This window comes from Synechococcus sp. H60.3 (genome assembly GCF_047462295.1).
Classification (GTDB): domain Bacteria; phylum Cyanobacteriota; class Cyanobacteriia; order Thermostichales; family Thermostichaceae; genus Thermostichus.
Genome location: NZ_JANSIY010000062.1, coordinates 1 through 15,282 on the forward strand (window position 1 = coordinate 1; position 15,282 = coordinate 15,282).

Consider the following 15,282-nt stretch of genomic DNA (forward strand, 5'->3'; position numbering starts at 1 on the left):
GGCGCCTGGGGCAGGGCCTGCTTCTCCAAAAGGCCGGTGTCCAGGGAAGTTTGCGCCCAACTGGGATCCCTTCCTGCCGCCAGCAGTAAGCTGGTGCTCAACAGCAGAGAGGCGGCCAGTCGTGCCAGGGTTGGGGAACCATGACGCTGCAACCACAAGTCAGGCAGGACTGCTGTAAATTGGTGTTCGCCGGATTTCTGCAGACGGATAAACGATAAGCAAGCAATCATAGGAGTCATCCTCACACCAGGCTGGGCCAGAGAAGGAAGGAGGGTCGAGGCTATCCTACCAAACCCAAGAGGCGGGATCCTGCCCTCTTCCCCAACTCCAAATACGGACTGACGCAGGCTTTTTTTTGTAGATCCAACGCTACCCCTAGAGTATACCCTTGCCATGACCGAAGAAGCCCTTGCCCGCGAAGGCTCCTCCCAAGAGTTGCCGCTGGCTTCCCTCTCGTCTGGGCGCCCCCTGCTTAATCTGCTGCTGTTGGGGATCCCGGCGGGGCTGCTGGCGCTGGCGGGGTTGACAGGGCAGCCAGTTTTGGGCTGGGGGGCGGTGCTGGCTTGGCTGGGCTTGGCCGGCTGGTGGGGGCAGCCGCTCTGGGTGCAGATTGGGCGCGACCTCTGGCAGTGGCTAACCACGTGGCCCAGCCTGGGATGGGCGGCGGCGGCACTCGGCTTGGCCGTGGCAGGAGCAGTGGTCTGGAGTGGGGTTCTCTCAACCCTGCGATCCCTGAGCTGGGAGGCGATTGGGGCTTTGGGGGAGGTGTTCGGTGCTACCGGGCAGATCTTCATCGCTCTCCTGGCCGCCTATATTGCCTGGCGGCAGTACGTTATCTCCCGCGACCTCACCATCCAGCAGAACACCATCACCCAGCAGCAGACCATCGACGCCTACTTCGAGGGCATCTCCAACCTGGTTCTCTCCCCTGATGGGCAGTTGGACGACTGGCCCCTGGAGCGGGCCATCGCTGCCGGGCGCACGGCGGCGCTCCTCAACGGCGTGGATCGCTTCGGCAAAGCCAAGATTCTGCGCTTCCTCTCCACCGCCAACTTGCTCAGCCCCCTGCGCCGCGACGAACACCTGGGCCGGCCCATTTTGGACGGCAAAGGCGGCTACCAGCGGGATCGCCTCAACGGGATCCGCGTGGTTAACCTGGGCACCATGCTGGAAGGGGCCGACCTGCATGGCACCCTGTTGCGGGGGGTGGATTTCAGTGAAGCCAGCCTGGAAAGAGCTGACCTGCGGGGTTGCGATCTTAGCCACACCAACCTCTGCGGGGCCAACCTGCGCGATGCCGACCTGCGCGGGGCCGATCTCTACCGCGCCCTCTTGTTTGTGGGATCCCTGCAGACCGCTTCCCCGGCCCAGCCAGGGCAAAAGCCCGATTTCAAAACGGGAGCCTATGCCGGCGCCATCGTGGCCGGCGCGGACTTCCGCCGGGTGCGTCGCCTTTCCCCCGAACAAAGAGCCTACCTGGCCACCTGGGGGGCCAAACTGGATCCCGACCCTTCGCCCCCCAATTCCCGCTTGGATCCCAGCGGCAGCAGCGAGCCCTTACCCCCTCCCGCCGAACCGCCAGCCTCCCTACGGCCCTGATCCAGAGCCAATGGCCGGCAACCCTGGGTTCAACGCCAGTGCTGCTAGGGTCATGGCAAACAGCTATAAAGCAGCTTGTGAGTTGATCCCAGCTCCCCTCTCCCAGAGGGAGAGAGGCCGGGGGTGAGGGAATGCTCCCTCTGGGAGAGGGGCCGGGGGTGAGGGCCTGCCGGAGAACCGTTCACGCTAGCTTGAAATAGCCCTAATCCCTCAACTTTTGCCCATGGCCCGCTTGTTCACCAAGTTCTGGCTGCTGGAGCGCTACCTCTTTGGACAGATGCTCACCCCCCTTTTGGCCGGTATAGCTGGGGGAACCCTGCTGCTTTTGGCGGGCCGGCTCTTTACCCTGGCCGAGCGGCTGGTCGAGGGATCCGTACCGCCCCTGACGGTGCTGCAGCTCTTGATGTTGGATCTGCCCGAGATGGTGGTGCTGGGCATGCCCATCGCTGCTTTTTTTGCCACCCTACTCACCTTGGGCAAGCTGAGCGGCAACAGCGAAATTACCGCCATGCGGGCAGCCGGGATCCCGTTTACGCGCATCTTTCGTCCCCTGTTGCTGGTGGGGCTGCTCATGAGCCTGAGCGCTTTTTTAATCAGCAACGTGCTCTTGCCGGCCAGCAAACGGGAAATCCGCCGCATTGACCAGCAGGCGCTCCTGGCCCAAGCTACAAGCCCGGTGCAATACGACGTCTTTTTCAAGACCGCTGGCGTTGGCGGGACGGAGTCCTTAGACAACCTCTGGTTTTTCATCCGCCAGGTGGATCCGCGGCTAAATACCATGCAGGATGTCACCATCTTGCAGGTGGATCCCTTGCCGGGGGGCAAGTACCAGTTGGCGGAAGTGACGCTGGCGGCCCAGGCGGTGTGGAATGGCCTGGACTGGACCCTCAGCGAAGGAGTGACCCACCGCTACGGCCCCGATGGTCTCAGCCTGGCCGAAGAGCCCTTCGACCGCAAGCCGCTGGCGGTCTCCCAAGATCTGGCCGCCCTGTTGCAGCCGCCAGTTCCCCCCAACGAGCTCAGCCTACCGGAGCTGGCGGAGCGCATCTCCCGCCTGGCCCGCTCCAACCTCAATACCCAGCCCTTGCGCACCGAGTTCCACATGCGCTTTTCCCTGCCCCTGGCCAGCTTTTTTGCCGTGCTGATTTCCCTTCCCCTGGGATCCAGCACCGCTCGCCGTGTGGGCCGCTATGGCGGCGTCGTCTTCGGGATCCTGTTGGTGTTTGCCTACTACGTGGTGCTGAGCGTATCTCGCAGCTTGGGAGAAGCAGGAGCCCTTCCCCCCTGGGCAGCAGCCTGGAGCTTCAACCTCCTCTTTGGCAGCCTTGGCCTGCTGCTGTTGGCCCGCTTCCTGCGCTAGGGATCCCTTCCGGGTAGAGCAACCCCCAACCTAGCCAGGGATCCACCGGATCCCCTCAACAGAATTTCCGTCCCCTTGCGGGGAAAAGGTAGGGATTTTGGCCGGTCTGCGCAGGCCAGGGATCCCATCCCAGCGCCGGTCTGTCTAGACTGGAGAACAGCCCTGTGGGGATCCCTATGCGCATTGGCGTGCCCAAAGAGATCAAAGAGCAGGAGTTTCGCGTCGGCCTGACGCCAGCGGCGGTGCGGGCCTTGACTGAGCAGGGGCACCAGGTGTGGGTGGAGACCCAAGCTGGCCAGGGGGCAGGCTTTAGCGACGAAGACTACCAAAAAGCGGGGGCCAAGCTGGCCGCCACGCCGGAGGAGATCTACCGGCAGCAGTTGGTGGTGAAGGTCAAAGAGCCCCTGCCCGCCGAGTATCCCTTGCTCCATCCGGATCTCATCCTGTTTACCTACTTGCACCTGGCGGCCAGCCGCGAGCTGACCCAGGCCCTGCTGCGTTCGGGGGCCACCTGCCTGGCCTACGAGACGGTGGAGCTGCCCGACGGATCCCTGCCCCTCTTGATGCCCATGAGCATGATTGCCGGGCGGCTGTCGGTGCAATTTGGCGCCCACTACCTCACCCGTCAGCAGGGGGGGCGAGGCGTGTTGCTGGGCGGGATCCCAGGGGTGCCGCCGGGGCGGGTGGTGATCCTGGGCGGGGGCACGGTGGGTACGGAGGCGGCCAAGATGGCCGTCGGGCTGGGGGCGCGGGTGCAGATTCTGGACATCAACCTGCAGCGCCTCAACGAGCTGGAGCTGATCTTCGGGTCGCGGGTGGAGCTGCTCTACAGCACCGCCCAGAGCATCGAGGAGTGCGTCCGCGAGGCCGACCTGGTGGTGGGAGCAGTGTTGGTGCCGGGCAGCCGCGCCCCGGTTTTGGTGAAGGAAGAGCTGGTGGCCCAGATGCGGCCCCGCTCTTTGATCGTGGATGTGGCCGTGGATCAGGGGGGGTGCATCGCCACCACCAAGGTCACCACCCATGCCCAGCCGGTTTACGAAGCCCACGGAGTCTTGCACTACGGGGTTCCCAACATGCCGGGGGCCGTCCCCTGGACTTCGACCCAGGCGCTGGTCAACGCCACCCTCCCCTACGTCCTCAAGTTGGCCAACCTTGGCTTGAGCGCCGCCCTGGAGCAGGATCCGGGCCTGGCCAAGGGGCTCAACATCCGGGGCGGAAAGCTCATCCACCCGGCGGTGCGGGCCACCTTTCCCGACTTGAGCTAGCTTGGGCCAGCTTTCCCGTCGGGATCCCTCCCGCTACTGCCGCCAGGCCAAGAGGTAGCGCTCCAGAGCGGCGAAGAAAGAGTAGAGCAGAACACCCATGAGGCCGAGGGCAACCAAGCCGGCAAAGGCCAAGGGCACATCAAAAGAAGAGCTGGCGGACACAATCAGGTAGCCCAGCCCGCGGTTAGAGGCCACCGTCTCCGCAATCACCGCGCCGACAAAGGCCAGCGAAATAGCCACCTTCAGCGAGGCAAACAGATAGGGCAAGCTGTGGGGAAGCCCCACCTTGAGGAAGATTTCCCAACCGCTGGCCCCCAGGGAGCGCAGCACATCGCGCATTTCTGGCTCCACCGTCTCCAGGCCCACCGCCACATTCACGGCAATGGGGAAAAAGGCCAGCAAAAAAGCTGTAATCACCGCCGGGATCATGCCCAGGCCAAACCAAATCGCCAGCAGCGGCACCAGGGCCACCTTGGGGATGGTATTAAACCCCACCAGCAGTGGGTACAGACACAGATGGGCCAGGCGGGAGCTGCCGATAAGGGATCCCAGCAAGATCCCGCCCACCAAAGCCAGCCCAAAAGCCAGCAGGGTTGAGCTGAGGGTAAACAGCGAGTGCCCCAGGATCACCTCGTCCCACTCCTGCATCGACTGCCAGATTGCGCTGGGCGCAGGCAAAACAAAGCGGGGAACCTGCAACAGCCGCACCCCTGCCTCCCAAAGGCCAAGGGTCAGCAGCAGGGTGACCACCGGCAGGAGCAGCGAGGCCGCTTTCGTCTGGAGAAATCGGTCAAAGGAGTTTTTCATCAGGGTTGCGCGGCGATCTATGGCGATCTATCGAGAAAACTTTGGTTAGTAGCTGCGCCGTTCGCGTCAGCGGGACGGAGTCCTTATGTGCTTGCGCACTTCCGCAACCAAGTGGTGAAACTCGTCCGTCAGGCAGATCTCCAACGGGCGCGGGCGGGGCAGATCCACCTTGAGGGTAAAGACAATCTCGCTAGGCCGCGACCCCATGACATAAATGGTATCGGAGAGGAAAACCGCCTCCCGCAGATCGTGAGTGATGAGAATAGCCGTGCAGCCGGTGCGCAGCCACAGCCGCTGCAACATCTCCCACATCTCCTCGCGGGTGAAGGCATCCAGGGCGGCAAAGGGCTCATCCAGCAACAACAGCTCCGGCTGGTGGATCAAAGCTCGACAGAGGGCAACCCGCTGCCGCATCCCTCCGGAAAGCTGCCAAGGATAGGCTTTTTGGAAACCATCCAAGCCCACGGCGGCCAACAGCTCCAGCGCCGACTTTTTGTGCTGAGCCAGGTTTTGCCGGAAGGTGCGCTTGTAGGGCTCTACCACTTCCAGAGGCAGCAACACGTTCTGTAAGGTAGTGCGCCAGGGCAGCAGCACCGGATTTTGGAAGGCCATGCCCACCCTCTTGAGGGGGCCGGTGACGGGCTGCAACCGAAAGTAAAGGGTGCCGCCGTGGTTGGTGTTGAGGCCGGCTATCATCTTCAAAAGAGACGTCTTGCCGCAGCCGCTCGGCCCCACAATCGAGACAAACTCCGAGTGGGCCACCGAAAAGCTGAGGTCGCGGATGATCGTGACCGGGGATCCCTTGCCGGGGTACTGCAGGGAGACGTGGCGCAGCTCCAGGATAGGCTTGTCCAAGAGCCCAAGAGAGACACCGCTCTGGGCCACCTGCTGCGACTCCAACATCGACTCAACTCCGGTGGTTTTCACGGCCAGCCTCCTTCCCATTACACCAGAGAGGAGAGCAACCAACTGTACTGCCCAATACTCTGTCGTCCAGCAGCAAGGCCGGTTCTTCGGGGCTGCCGCCTACTGGTGCTCGAAGACGTTGCTATATCCCAGCAGATCCAGCTCCACCAAGGTGGGCAGGTGTTGAAAACAGCGCTGCGCCAGCTCCCAGCGCTCCTCCCGCTGCAACATCTGGGCCAACTTGTGGCGCACCGGGATCAAATAGCGGACATCGTTGGCCGCATAGTCCAACTGCTCCGGCGAGAGGGACTGGACAGCTCCCCAGTCGGAGCTTTGGGCGGCTTTGTTTAGCTCCACCCCGCACAGCTCGCTCACCACGTCTTTAAGGCTGTGCTTACTGGTGTAGGTGCGGGCCAGCTTGCTGGCTACCTTGGTGCAAAAGACCGGCCAGGCCTGGATCCCCAGGTGGTAGCGCAGCATGGCCAGGTCAAAACGGGCGTAGTGGAAGATCTTTTCGATGTTGGGATCCGTCAGCAGCCGCGCCAAACGGGGGGCCTGCTTCACGCCACGGCTGAGCCGCAGCAGCACCACCTCGCCGGCAGCATTGGCCATTTGCACGACGCAGAGCCTGTCCCGCTGCGGGATCAAGCCCATCGTTTCGGTGTCCACGGCCAGGAAGGTTTCCCCGGCTAGCGCCTCTGCCACTTCGGGGGTGAGATCTTCGTCGCAGATCTGGAAAGGCTCCACAAGGATCCCTCACTTGGCGGGAGCAGCCGCCCCGCTGAGATACTTCCCTCACCTGAAGACAAGAGTTGTTGACATCTCAACAGGCGCTGCTGGCCAGCTAGCCCTGAGCAAGCCTCATCCCCCTCAGAGACAGGAGGTACTCTCCCCTCGACTGAGACAGCCAGCAGGCCGGTTTTCGCTCGCAACGCTCCGCGTTCAGTTTAGCCCAAAGCCACCCCTGAAGGCAGGGTTGTAATCAGCGGCTGGCAAGCTTGGCTCTACCAGCTTGCTTTCACCACGCCCGGCAGCAGGCCGCGGTGGGCCATTTCCCGCAAGCTGTTGCGGCAGAGCCCAAAATCCCGGAAATAGCCGCGGGGACGCCCGGTTTTCCAGCAGCGGTTGCGCAGGCGGGTGGGCGAGCTGGCGCGAGGGAGTTTTTGCAGTTGAGCATGCAGCTCCATGCGGGTGACCTGGTCGATGTTGGGATCGGCCATGGCCGCCTTTAGTTGTTGGCGCTTCTCCCGATATTTTTCGACCAAGCGCTGGCGCTTTTTCTCCCGCTCGATCATGCTCTTTTTAGCCACGGCTCACCTGTTTCTCCCAATTTTTCAGCTCATCTAGAATAGCGAGAAGCCCTCCCCTCAGGCAAGGGGATCCCAGGGCCGGCCATCCTCGCTGCTCCCCTTGCTTGGGCTCCGTAGGATCCCTGAGGCCAGCCCCTCGGCTTGGGGGCAATCTCTTTCTGTAGGCAAGGTTGGTGGTGGGTGATGACCCTTTCCAAAGTGATCTCGTTGGTCGCCGCCAAGTTCAAGGTTTCCCCAGAGCAGATTGAGGCCACCCGCGTGATCCTCCACAAGCCCCCGGCTTTGTTGGCGGTGCTCAAGTCGGCTCCGCCGCTGCCCAAAGAGGTTTTGCAGGATCCCAGCTTGGCCTATATCTATCCGGCCACTTTTATTCAATGGTCGAAGTGCATGCATGGCCTGGCGGAATGGGATGATGTGCCCGCCCTGAGCTACGCCGACTATGTGGCGCAGATGGAGCTGACCTTCCTGCCGACGGATATTGCTGTCGAGGCCGCCAACAGGGACTAGCGCAGGCGAAAAACCCGTTCTGAGGCCTGGCGGACAAACTCCTTGAGCCAGCCCGATTTTTGGGTGCTCTCCACCTGGGCCCTGACCACCGCCTGCATCCCCCCTTCCCCCCAGCTTTGGTTGCGCTGGAAATACTCGATGAAGCTTTTGCCGGCAATGCGGGTGAGATAGCCGGCGCTGGCCGCCTGGATGGGGGCTGTCGCCAAAAAACCGACCACGCTCACCTCAGCCACCGTAGCCAGGAGCCCGGTGGTCAGTTGGATCGCCCCTTCCACCAGACCCAGGCCAGCCAGGGTCTTGGCCAGGGACAGGGCCAGTTCCCGCCCCTGCTGCAGGTTCATCTGGCAGCCGTAGAGGGATCCCAGCTCCACCACCATCTGGGCGTTGATGGCGGCAATGGCCAGCAGATCCAGCGCCGGGATGGGGTTGACAAACACGACGCCGGTCACGATCCACTGAAAGCGATCGATCACCTCCTCCGCCTGGCGGCGCAACTGCGCCTGGATGATCCGCTTGGCCTCTTCCCCCAACTGCTGCGATTGCAGCAGGGCATTGTCCAAGGCCAGGGATCCCCCTTCGGCGTAGAGCACCGCCTGGACGCGATCCCGCACCGCTGCCACCTCGGGCTCCGGTTGCCAGGTTTGGGATCCCAGCCGCACGGGGGCCGGGTCAGCAGCAGCCAGCAGCACATCTTCCGGTTGGATCAGGGGGTAAACCCGTTCCCGCAGGCGCTGCAAGAGGAGCTGCCGTTCTTCCGAGGTGTAACGGTCGATTTTGTTGAGCACCAGCAGAGCCCGCTTGCCCAGGGCGATCAACCGGCGCAAGGGATCCACCTCCGACTGGCGCAGATCCCCATCCACCACCACCAACAGCAGCTCGGCGGCCTGGGCCTGCGCCTGCGCCTCCTCTTCCCGCATCGCCCCTGCCGGCCCGATCTCCAAAATGCCCGGGCAGTCCACGATCTGCACCGGGTGGGGGATCCCGGGCAAGTCCCAATCGTAAACCGCCACCGTCTGCGTGGTGCCCAGCGTTGCCCCCACCGCCCCCACCCGCCGCCCCAGCAGCGCGTTCACCAGCGAGGTTTTGCCCGCCGATCCGGTGCCGAAGACCACCACCTTCAGTTGGGGCCGGGCCAACTGTTGGGCCAGCCGAGCTGACCGCTCCGCCAGCGCTGCCCGCGCCACCTGATCCTGGATCTGCGCCATCTGAGCTTCTAGTTGCGCCAGGTTGCGCCGGGCTGCCTCCCACTTCTCGGCAGGGGTCTCCGGGGGGGCCGGCCTGGGAAGCCTCTCGGTTTTAGGGGCGGGGCGGAACAGAAACAAGTAGTAGATGGAAGCGGCCAAAAACACCAGCAGCAGCAACACCAGCACCCCGATCAACACCCCCCCCAAAATCGGGTGGTAGCGGGTGGCGTAGTACAGATCCAAAAACGATTGGATCAGCCAGACAATCAAGCCCGTGAACGAGGCCAGCAGCGCCAAGAGCAGCAGCAAGCGCAGATAGGGAACCGATCGCATAGGGATCCAGGGCCACAACCATTCGCGTCAGCGGAACGGAGTCCTTTTGACTCTAGCCGTGGCTGCCCTTGTCCGACTACTCAGATCTCGCCCTCAGGCTGTAGGGGCGGCTCTTCCCCTTCACACCGGGATCCCCCCTCGATGACCCGAATGGCCTGCGGCTCCCCATCCACCTTCACCTGCAGATGGCGCAACTGCCAGGCTGTTCGCGTCAGCGGGACGGAGTCCTTACCGGCCACCCCCCGCTCCGACTCCACAGCCACCTCGCCGGTGCGCTGGGATCCTGTGATCAAAAAGGACAGACAGGCCCAGCCGGCTTGCTCATCCTCTTGAGCAGAGGGAGAACCTCAGCCTTGGCAATCAATACAAAACGTCTCAGCCAATCTGCAAGGACTCCGTCCCGCTGACGTGAACAGAAAAGTCAGCAGAACCTTGGGGCTTTGCCTCAAGGAACTGTCTAGAGGCGTCTTGACAGCGCCTTTACGGGTTGGTTCACCTTTAGGCGGTGGGAGTGTCAACGAGGTCAAACTGGGGCACCTGCGATGCCAAAGCTGCAGGGGCAGGTACGAGCAGCAACGCCCACAGAGCCGGCATGGCCCACCTGGCCCAGCGCCAATGACAATGGGGGGATCCCTGCCATAGACTTGGCCAACTCACCTCAGCAGCAGTTGGGAGAAAGAGCCTGGTGGTAACCGGCGGATCCCAGGCCCAAGGGTAGTTTAGAATGTCTTTAGGTTGAGGCTCATCGGGATCTACAGACGCTGGCTCTAGCTTCTTTGAGCTGATCCCAGGAGGGCTGTCTTGTTGCTCCTTCTCCCCCATAACTCTCTGGAACTCAGGAGATTTCTATGGCCGTTCCTAGTGGTCTTTCCAGCCCGCTGCCGGAGCAAGAAACTTCTACGGGACAGGGCAACGGTCTAAATTTGGCTCCTCGGCCTGCCGATCCTGCCCCGCTGGCTGCCCAGGGGGTGGGAGAAAAGTCCGGCCCGCCGGTGTTCCCCAGCCCTGTCAAGTTCAGCAAGATCGAGATCGACAACCGCCCGGTGGGAGCTTCGACTCTGAAGGTAGTGGATTACTTTGCCGATGGCCGTCCAGTTGCTGCCGCCACCCTGAAAGTCGTGGATACCTGGGGCGAGGGGCGCCCAACGGTGGCTTCCGGCGTCAAATTTGTCCATGACCCAACCCTCAACCGGCCGGTGATGGCGGATGGCCTGAAAATTGCCAAAACTTTCCTGGGAAATCGCCCTATTGAGGCTAGCCCCCTTAAGGTGTTGCGTTAGCCAGGATCCCTAACGGGGGCCAGGGATCCCCCCTGCTAACCTGGGTGGGGGAGAGGCGACAGCGGCAAATATGGAGATCCTGGCGGCTTTGTTGGGGTTGCTGGCGGGCTTGGGAGGAGGGGCAGGCTACCTGGCAGATCAGACGGCTCAGCAGCTCTTGCTCGCTCAGCTCGATAGGGTAGAGGTTTTGGAGGTGCGCATCCAAAGCCGCCCCAACTATCGTTTTTTGAGTGGCCAGGCGGATCGGTTGTTGGTTGCTGGGCGGGGGCTCTACAGGGCTCCGTTTCCGCGCATCGAGCTGCTGGAGCTGGAAACAGATCCGGTGGCCATTGACCCCTCTTTTTTCCGCGGGGCTCCTCTGCGGCTGGAGCGTCCTCTGCAGGCGGCGGTGCGGGTGGTGGTGCGGGAAGAAGACTTGAATGCTGCCCTCAACTCACCAGAGGTGCTGAGACAGTTTCAGGATATCCGAGCAGATCTGCCCTTTAGCGGGCGTAGGGACGAACCCCGCCGCTTCGATCTGCGCCAACCCCGGGTCGAGTTTTTGGCTCCTGACCGCCTTCGACTTTCTGCCCTCTTGGTGGAGCAGGAAGGCGGCAGTGAGCAAAAAGACTCCGTCCCGCTGACGCGAACGGTTGATGTGGTGTTCAACGCCGGGATCCGGGTGGAGGAGGGGCGCCGCTTGCAGCTTCAGGATCCGGAGTTTGTCATCGGCTCTGTGCGGGTTCCCGATGAGATCTCGGCAGCGTTTTTGGGCGGCCTTAACGAGGTGTTCAATCTGCAAGAGTTAGAAGATCTGGGGATCCTGGTGCGGGTGCTCAGCTTGGAGATAGGGTCTGACCAGTTGCAGGTGATCGGCTTTGTGCGGGTCGAGAGCTTGGAGACCCTGATGGGATCCCAGCGGGCCGCTCTTCCCTAGCAGGGATCCCCATCGCGGACAAATCTTCTCGAAGCGGGCCTCGTCCAGGTGGAAGAGAAGCCGCGCCTCCCCTTGGTTGTTGCAAATGGTTTTGGCTAGCGTAAAGCTGGAGCTCAGGGTGAGGCCGGTTCAAGCTGCCTGTGGCTGCTCCCGTGCCAGTTTTGGGCCTGTCCAGCCTGGGGATCCCCGGCAGAGTGGGCTTTTCTTCGCTACCCTAGAGCTAGGCAAGACAGGGGAATGGCAACGATGGATCACTACGGAGGGCGTACTGCACAGCTTGGCTCCGTCCGCTTGGGAGGACGGCGTCCTCGCCCCCGGCGCGGCCCGGCTCTGCAAGTGGGGATCCTCGGCTTTTTGCTGGGGTTAGGGGTGATGGGGGGAGCTTGGTGGTACAGCATCGGGCCGCGGCAAACCCTTTCTCTGTATTGGCTGACCAGTGCTGACAATTCCATCTACTACGTGCAGCAGGAGCGCTCCCTGCGCGCCTTCGACGCCCAAGAGGCCATCCGCCTGGCCTTGGAGGAGCTGATTGCCGGTCCCCGGGATCCCCGCCTCGCCACCGCCATCCCCTCCCAGACGCGGCTGCTGGATGTGCGGGTGGAAGGCGACGATATTTTCCTCAACTTCTCTTCTGAATTCACGCAAGGGGGGGGATCCACGGCGATGATGAGCCGGATTGCGCAGGTGCTCTACACGGCCACCAGCCAGAACCCCGGCGCGCGGGTGTGGATCTCCGTCGAGGGGCGCGCCCTCGAGGTGTTGGGGGGAGAAGGGCTAATTATCGACCAACCCTTGACGCGGGCCTCGTTTGTCCCCAGCTTCCAGCTGCCGGCAGAACCTGAGGCGGAGCCGTCAGCCGTATCAGCCTCTTGAAACCCTTGAGACAAAGATCATGAACTGGTTGCAGCGGGTGGGCAGCAGTTTTCTCCTGGCCGGTCAGGTGATCTTGCACCTGCTGCAAGGCCGTATTCATCGGCGCAACACCCTGGAGCAACTGGCGACAGTGGGGCTGGAGTCGCTGCTGATTGTTTTGATCACGGCGGTGGTGATCAGCGGCGTTTTCACCATTCAGTTGGCACGCGAGTTCATCAATTTCGGGGCCTCTTCCCTCATCGGCGGGGTTTTGGCCATTGCCCTGGCCCGCGAGCTGACGCCGGTGGTGACGGCGGTGATCCTGGCCGGACGGGTGGGATCCGCCTTTGCCGCCGAGCTGGGCACCATGAAAGTCACCGAGCAGATCGATGCTCTGCTGTTGTTGCGCACCGATCCAGTGGATTACCTGGTGATCCCGCGGGTGGTGGCTTCAGGGCTGATGCTGCCGGTGCTCACCATCCTCTCCCTGCTGACGGGTTTGGTGGGGGGGATGATCATCTGCGCTTCGGCTTACAACATTTCTTCCACGGTGTTTCTCACCTCGGCTCAGAATCTCCTGACCCCTTGGGACTTGCTCGTCTGTTGTTTGAAAGCGATGGTGTTCGGGGTTCTGATCGCCATTGTCGGCTCCAACTGGGGCCTTTCCACCAGCGGCGGCGCCAAGGGGGTGGGCCGCTCCACTACCGATGCTGTGGTGACAGCGTTGCTGGGGGTGTTTGTCACTAACTTTCTCATGTCCTGGCTGTTGTTTCAGGGCCCAGGTAGCGCCCTCAGCCGCGCCTTCTAGCCACTCAAAAGGGCAACGGTTCAGGGGAGATAGTGATGCAGAATCCCTACGCCCCATTCCTGAGATTTTCTTGGCCTGAGATCAGCCGGGCGCTCAGGATCTGATCCCCTAGCTTGATCTTGCGCAGCACCTCGGTGCCCTCGGTAACATAACCAAATACGGCATAGCGGCCATCCATGAGGTTGAGGCCGGCAGGGGTGAGATCCGGCTCGGCCATGAAGATGAAGAACTGAGAAGAGGCGCTGTTGGGCTCATCGGGATAGCGGGCCATGGCCACCGTTCCCTCAGCAGAAAAGGGCAGGGCCGGCTCTACATCCCACAGGCCCAGTTGATCAAAGGTCTGGCCGTAGCGGGGCATTACCTCGCCTTTGGCCCGGATCTCCATCGGGATGGTGCGAACCTTGCCGGTGGCCGGATCCACATAGCCGTCGGCAGGGCCTGGGGGATCCCCCGCTTGCACCAGGAAGAAGTTCTCCACCCGGTCAAAGGTCAGGCCATCGTAGAAGCCCCGCTGCACCAAGTCGGCGAAGTTGCCGGCAGTTATTGGAGCACTGTAGCCATCGAGGGTGATCACCATCCGCCCAGCGGTGGTGTTCAGCTCCACTTCCGCCCGGCCCAGGAGCTGCGGCTTGTCAGCGTATTCGGCAGGGATCGCGTAGGGAAAAGCCCCCACCCAGTGGTTTTCCAGGGATCCCAGCTCCTCTATGAGGCGGTCGTAGGCGGCGCGGGCCTCTTCCTTGCCCTTGGATTTGCGCTCCGTGGCCTGGCCGATGGTTTGCAACTCCTGGCGTAGAGTGGCAACTTCTCGAGCGGCGGCAGCAGCCTGCTCAGGGGGCAACTCCGCCAAGAGGGGATCCGTGTAGCGATCCAGAAGCCGCTCCACCTGGCGCACATCTCCCCGCACCGCCGACCAGCGGTTGTACTTCAAGTCGCTCTCAATTTTGGTGATGGCCTCATCGATTTCCCAGATCCGGCTGTCTTGGATGGGCAGCGCCCGCCGCAAGAGAGTACGCGGATCCGTAATGGCATCCCCTTGCGGCAGCGCCAGGGCCGGGATCCCACCCAGCCAAACCACCCACAGCAACACCGCAGCTAAGACAAGCCGGAGCGATTTTCTCCCCCACTCCCACCGATCGGTCTTGCCTCCAACTGGGGATCCCTGCTGGGCACGCTGCGCCATATCCTCACCTGTTGCCGACACTGCTTTTGCTCTCAGCCTGGCATTCTACCGTTGCTGGCGGCAAGCGTTGCTGCAAGAGAAGAGAATGCAAAGGTCAAACGGCCAGGGACCGGCTGCGTCCCCCTCCTACCTGGGAACGACGGCCTCAAAGCGGATGGCCCCGGCAGTGCCAGATCCCCCCACATTGACCACCACCACTCCGTTGGAGTTGGTGATGCCGCCGCAGGTCGGCGGCACCGCTTGTCCCGGTGGGATGAAAGCTCCCCGATCCCCATCAACCGCATCGCTCAGAGCCACTGGAGAGCCACCTGCCGGTGTCAAGGACAAGCTGCCTGCTACATAGCCAAGACCAGGGACGAGGGGATCGCACACCGTCAGCGTCGAGCTGGGCGAATCCAGCAGGAAGTAGATGGCAAACTGCACCCGGGCTCCCGGACGTACCGGCTGGTTGATGGCACCTTGCAGGAAGGTTGCTGCCCCGCCCGGCCAAGGGATCCCTGGGTTGTCGTTGGGATCTGTGGGCTCGTCGAAGAACTCGCGGATGGGAAGGCCGTTGACAGCGCTGATCCGCTTCACCAGCCGGATCCCTTCGCCTGGGGAAGGTGACGGACTAGGTGTCGGTGCTGGTGTTGGCGTGGGCGTCGGTGGTGGTGGATTCTGCTGCTCGTAAGCTCCCGCATCACAGGCGGCCCCGGCAGGCCGAGGGAAGCCCGAACCTCGCTGATCTTGGTTCACAGGGTTGCCATTTAGGTCAGTACACTGCCCTGATGGAACGGCATCGATTGCTGCACTGGGCACTTGGAGCGCGTGAGTTTGAGTCGCTCCACCATTATTGGTTAGCGGCCCCAGGTTCAATACTGCTGGCGTTACCGACGTAAATCCTGAGCCGCAGCTTGTATCTGTGGCAAAGTTCACCCCGCTAGCTGTGAGGGAGCCAGAACAGTTGTTCCCACTTGTACTTATCGCTGCGATTGA

The 15,282-nt window shown here is 62.4% G+C and carries 16 protein-coding genes and 1 pseudogene; 8 read left to right on the top strand and 9 right to left on the bottom strand.

Annotation, left to right across the window (positions count from 1 at the left end; all coding sequences use genetic code 11):
- Nucleotides 1–230 (bottom strand): annotated as a pseudogene (locus tag NW841_RS07975) (hypothetical protein); the annotation flags it as partial.
- A gap of 163 nt (nucleotides 231–393) precedes the next feature.
- On the opposite strand from NW841_RS07975, the gene NW841_RS07980 reads away from it, so the two are divergent.
- The 3 genes from NW841_RS07980 (at nucleotide 394) to ald (ending at nucleotide 4,224) form a co-directional block, all read left to right on the top strand.
- The gene (locus NW841_RS07980) at nucleotides 394–1,599 is read left to right on the top strand and encodes a pentapeptide repeat-containing protein (RefSeq protein ID WP_414386035.1); all 1,206 of its coding nucleotides are present in this window, start codon (nucleotides 394–396) and stop codon (nucleotides 1,597–1,599) included.
- A 223-nt stretch (nucleotides 1,600–1,822) separates the two neighbouring features.
- The gene (locus NW841_RS07985) at nucleotides 1,823–2,959 is read left to right on the top strand and encodes an LptF/LptG family permease (protein WP_414386036.1); all 1,137 of its coding nucleotides are present in this window, start codon (nucleotides 1,823–1,825) and stop codon (nucleotides 2,957–2,959) included.
- A 176-nt stretch (nucleotides 2,960–3,135) separates the two neighbouring features.
- Nucleotides 3,136–4,224 (top strand): alanine dehydrogenase, encoded by a 1,089-nt coding sequence (gene ald / locus NW841_RS07990; RefSeq protein WP_414334380.1) that lies wholly within the window; start codon nucleotides 3,136–3,138, stop codon nucleotides 4,222–4,224.
- A gap of 33 nt (nucleotides 4,225–4,257) precedes the next feature.
- Here ald and NW841_RS07995 read toward each other — a convergent pair whose 3' ends face one another.
- The 4 genes from NW841_RS07995 to rpsN form a co-directional block, all read right to left on the bottom strand.
- Nucleotides 4,258–5,031: an ABC transporter permease gene (locus NW841_RS07995; protein WP_414338052.1), complete on the bottom strand. Its 774-nt coding sequence runs from the start codon at nucleotides 5,029–5,031 to the stop codon at nucleotides 4,258–4,260.
- A gap of 66 nt (nucleotides 5,032–5,097) precedes the next feature.
- On the bottom strand, nucleotides 5,098–5,958 hold the full coding sequence (locus NW841_RS08000) for an ABC transporter ATP-binding protein (RefSeq protein WP_414378605.1): 861 nt from the start codon (nucleotides 5,956–5,958) through the stop codon (nucleotides 5,098–5,100).
- A gap of 99 nt (nucleotides 5,959–6,057) precedes the next feature.
- Nucleotides 6,058–6,690, bottom strand: coding sequence for a ribonuclease D (locus tag NW841_RS08005; RefSeq protein ID WP_414386041.1), 633 nt, complete (start codon nucleotides 6,688–6,690; stop codon nucleotides 6,058–6,060).
- A gap of 251 nt (nucleotides 6,691–6,941) precedes the next feature.
- A complete protein-coding gene (gene rpsN, locus NW841_RS08010) occupies nucleotides 6,942–7,247 on the bottom strand; it encodes a 30S ribosomal protein S14 (protein ID WP_414365590.1) in 306 nt (101 codons plus the stop codon).
- Nucleotides 7,248–7,430: 183 nt separating this feature from the next.
- Between rpsN and NW841_RS08015 the strand changes: the two genes are divergently transcribed.
- Nucleotides 7,431–7,754, top strand: a complete 324-nt coding sequence (locus NW841_RS08015; protein ID WP_414365591.1) for a hypothetical protein — start codon at nucleotides 7,431–7,433, stop codon at nucleotides 7,752–7,754.
- On the opposite strand, the gene NW841_RS08020 is transcribed toward NW841_RS08015, so the two are convergent.
- Together NW841_RS08020 and NW841_RS08025 are read right to left on the bottom strand one after the other, a co-directional pair.
- Nucleotides 7,751–9,271 (bottom strand): YcjF family protein, encoded by a 1,521-nt coding sequence (locus NW841_RS08020; protein ID WP_414386037.1) that lies wholly within the window; start codon nucleotides 9,269–9,271, stop codon nucleotides 7,751–7,753. The genes NW841_RS08015 and NW841_RS08020 overlap by 4 nt on opposite strands.
- An 80-nt stretch (nucleotides 9,272–9,351) precedes the next feature.
- The gene (locus NW841_RS08025) at nucleotides 9,352–9,564 is read right to left on the bottom strand and encodes a hypothetical protein (protein WP_414365593.1); all 213 of its coding nucleotides are present in this window, start codon (nucleotides 9,562–9,564) and stop codon (nucleotides 9,352–9,354) included.
- A 555-nt stretch (nucleotides 9,565–10,119) separates the two neighbouring features.
- Here NW841_RS08025 and NW841_RS08030 point away from each other — a divergent pair.
- From NW841_RS08030 to NW841_RS08045, 4 genes are all read left to right on the top strand, one after another.
- Nucleotides 10,120–10,551: a hypothetical protein gene (locus NW841_RS08030; protein ID WP_414365594.1), complete on the top strand. Its 432-nt coding sequence runs from the start codon at nucleotides 10,120–10,122 to the stop codon at nucleotides 10,549–10,551.
- A gap of 70 nt (nucleotides 10,552–10,621) precedes the next feature.
- Nucleotides 10,622–11,467, top strand: coding sequence for a DUF2993 domain-containing protein (locus NW841_RS08035; protein WP_414386038.1), 846 nt, complete (start codon nucleotides 10,622–10,624; stop codon nucleotides 11,465–11,467).
- Between the two features lie 246 nt (nucleotides 11,468–11,713).
- Nucleotides 11,714–12,340, top strand: coding sequence for a GerMN domain-containing protein (locus NW841_RS08040; protein WP_414386039.1), 627 nt, complete (start codon nucleotides 11,714–11,716; stop codon nucleotides 12,338–12,340).
- A 16-nt stretch (nucleotides 12,341–12,356) separates the two neighbouring features.
- The gene (locus NW841_RS08045; protein WP_414365599.1) at nucleotides 12,357–13,127 is read left to right on the top strand and encodes an MlaE family lipid ABC transporter permease subunit; all 771 of its coding nucleotides are present in this window, start codon (nucleotides 12,357–12,359) and stop codon (nucleotides 13,125–13,127) included.
- Nucleotides 13,128–13,173: 46 nt separating this feature from the next.
- On the opposite strand, the gene NW841_RS08050 is transcribed toward NW841_RS08045, so the two are convergent.
- A complete protein-coding gene (locus NW841_RS08050) occupies nucleotides 13,174–14,307 on the bottom strand; it encodes a peptidylprolyl isomerase (protein WP_414386040.1) in 1,134 nt (377 codons plus the stop codon).
- A gap of 126 nt (nucleotides 14,308–14,433) precedes the next feature.
- Entirely contained in the window at nucleotides 14,434–15,222 is a 789-nt protein-coding gene (locus NW841_RS08055) for a choice-of-anchor Q domain-containing protein (protein ID WP_414386042.1), read from the bottom strand.
- Nucleotides 15,223–15,282 lie beyond the last annotated feature (60 nt).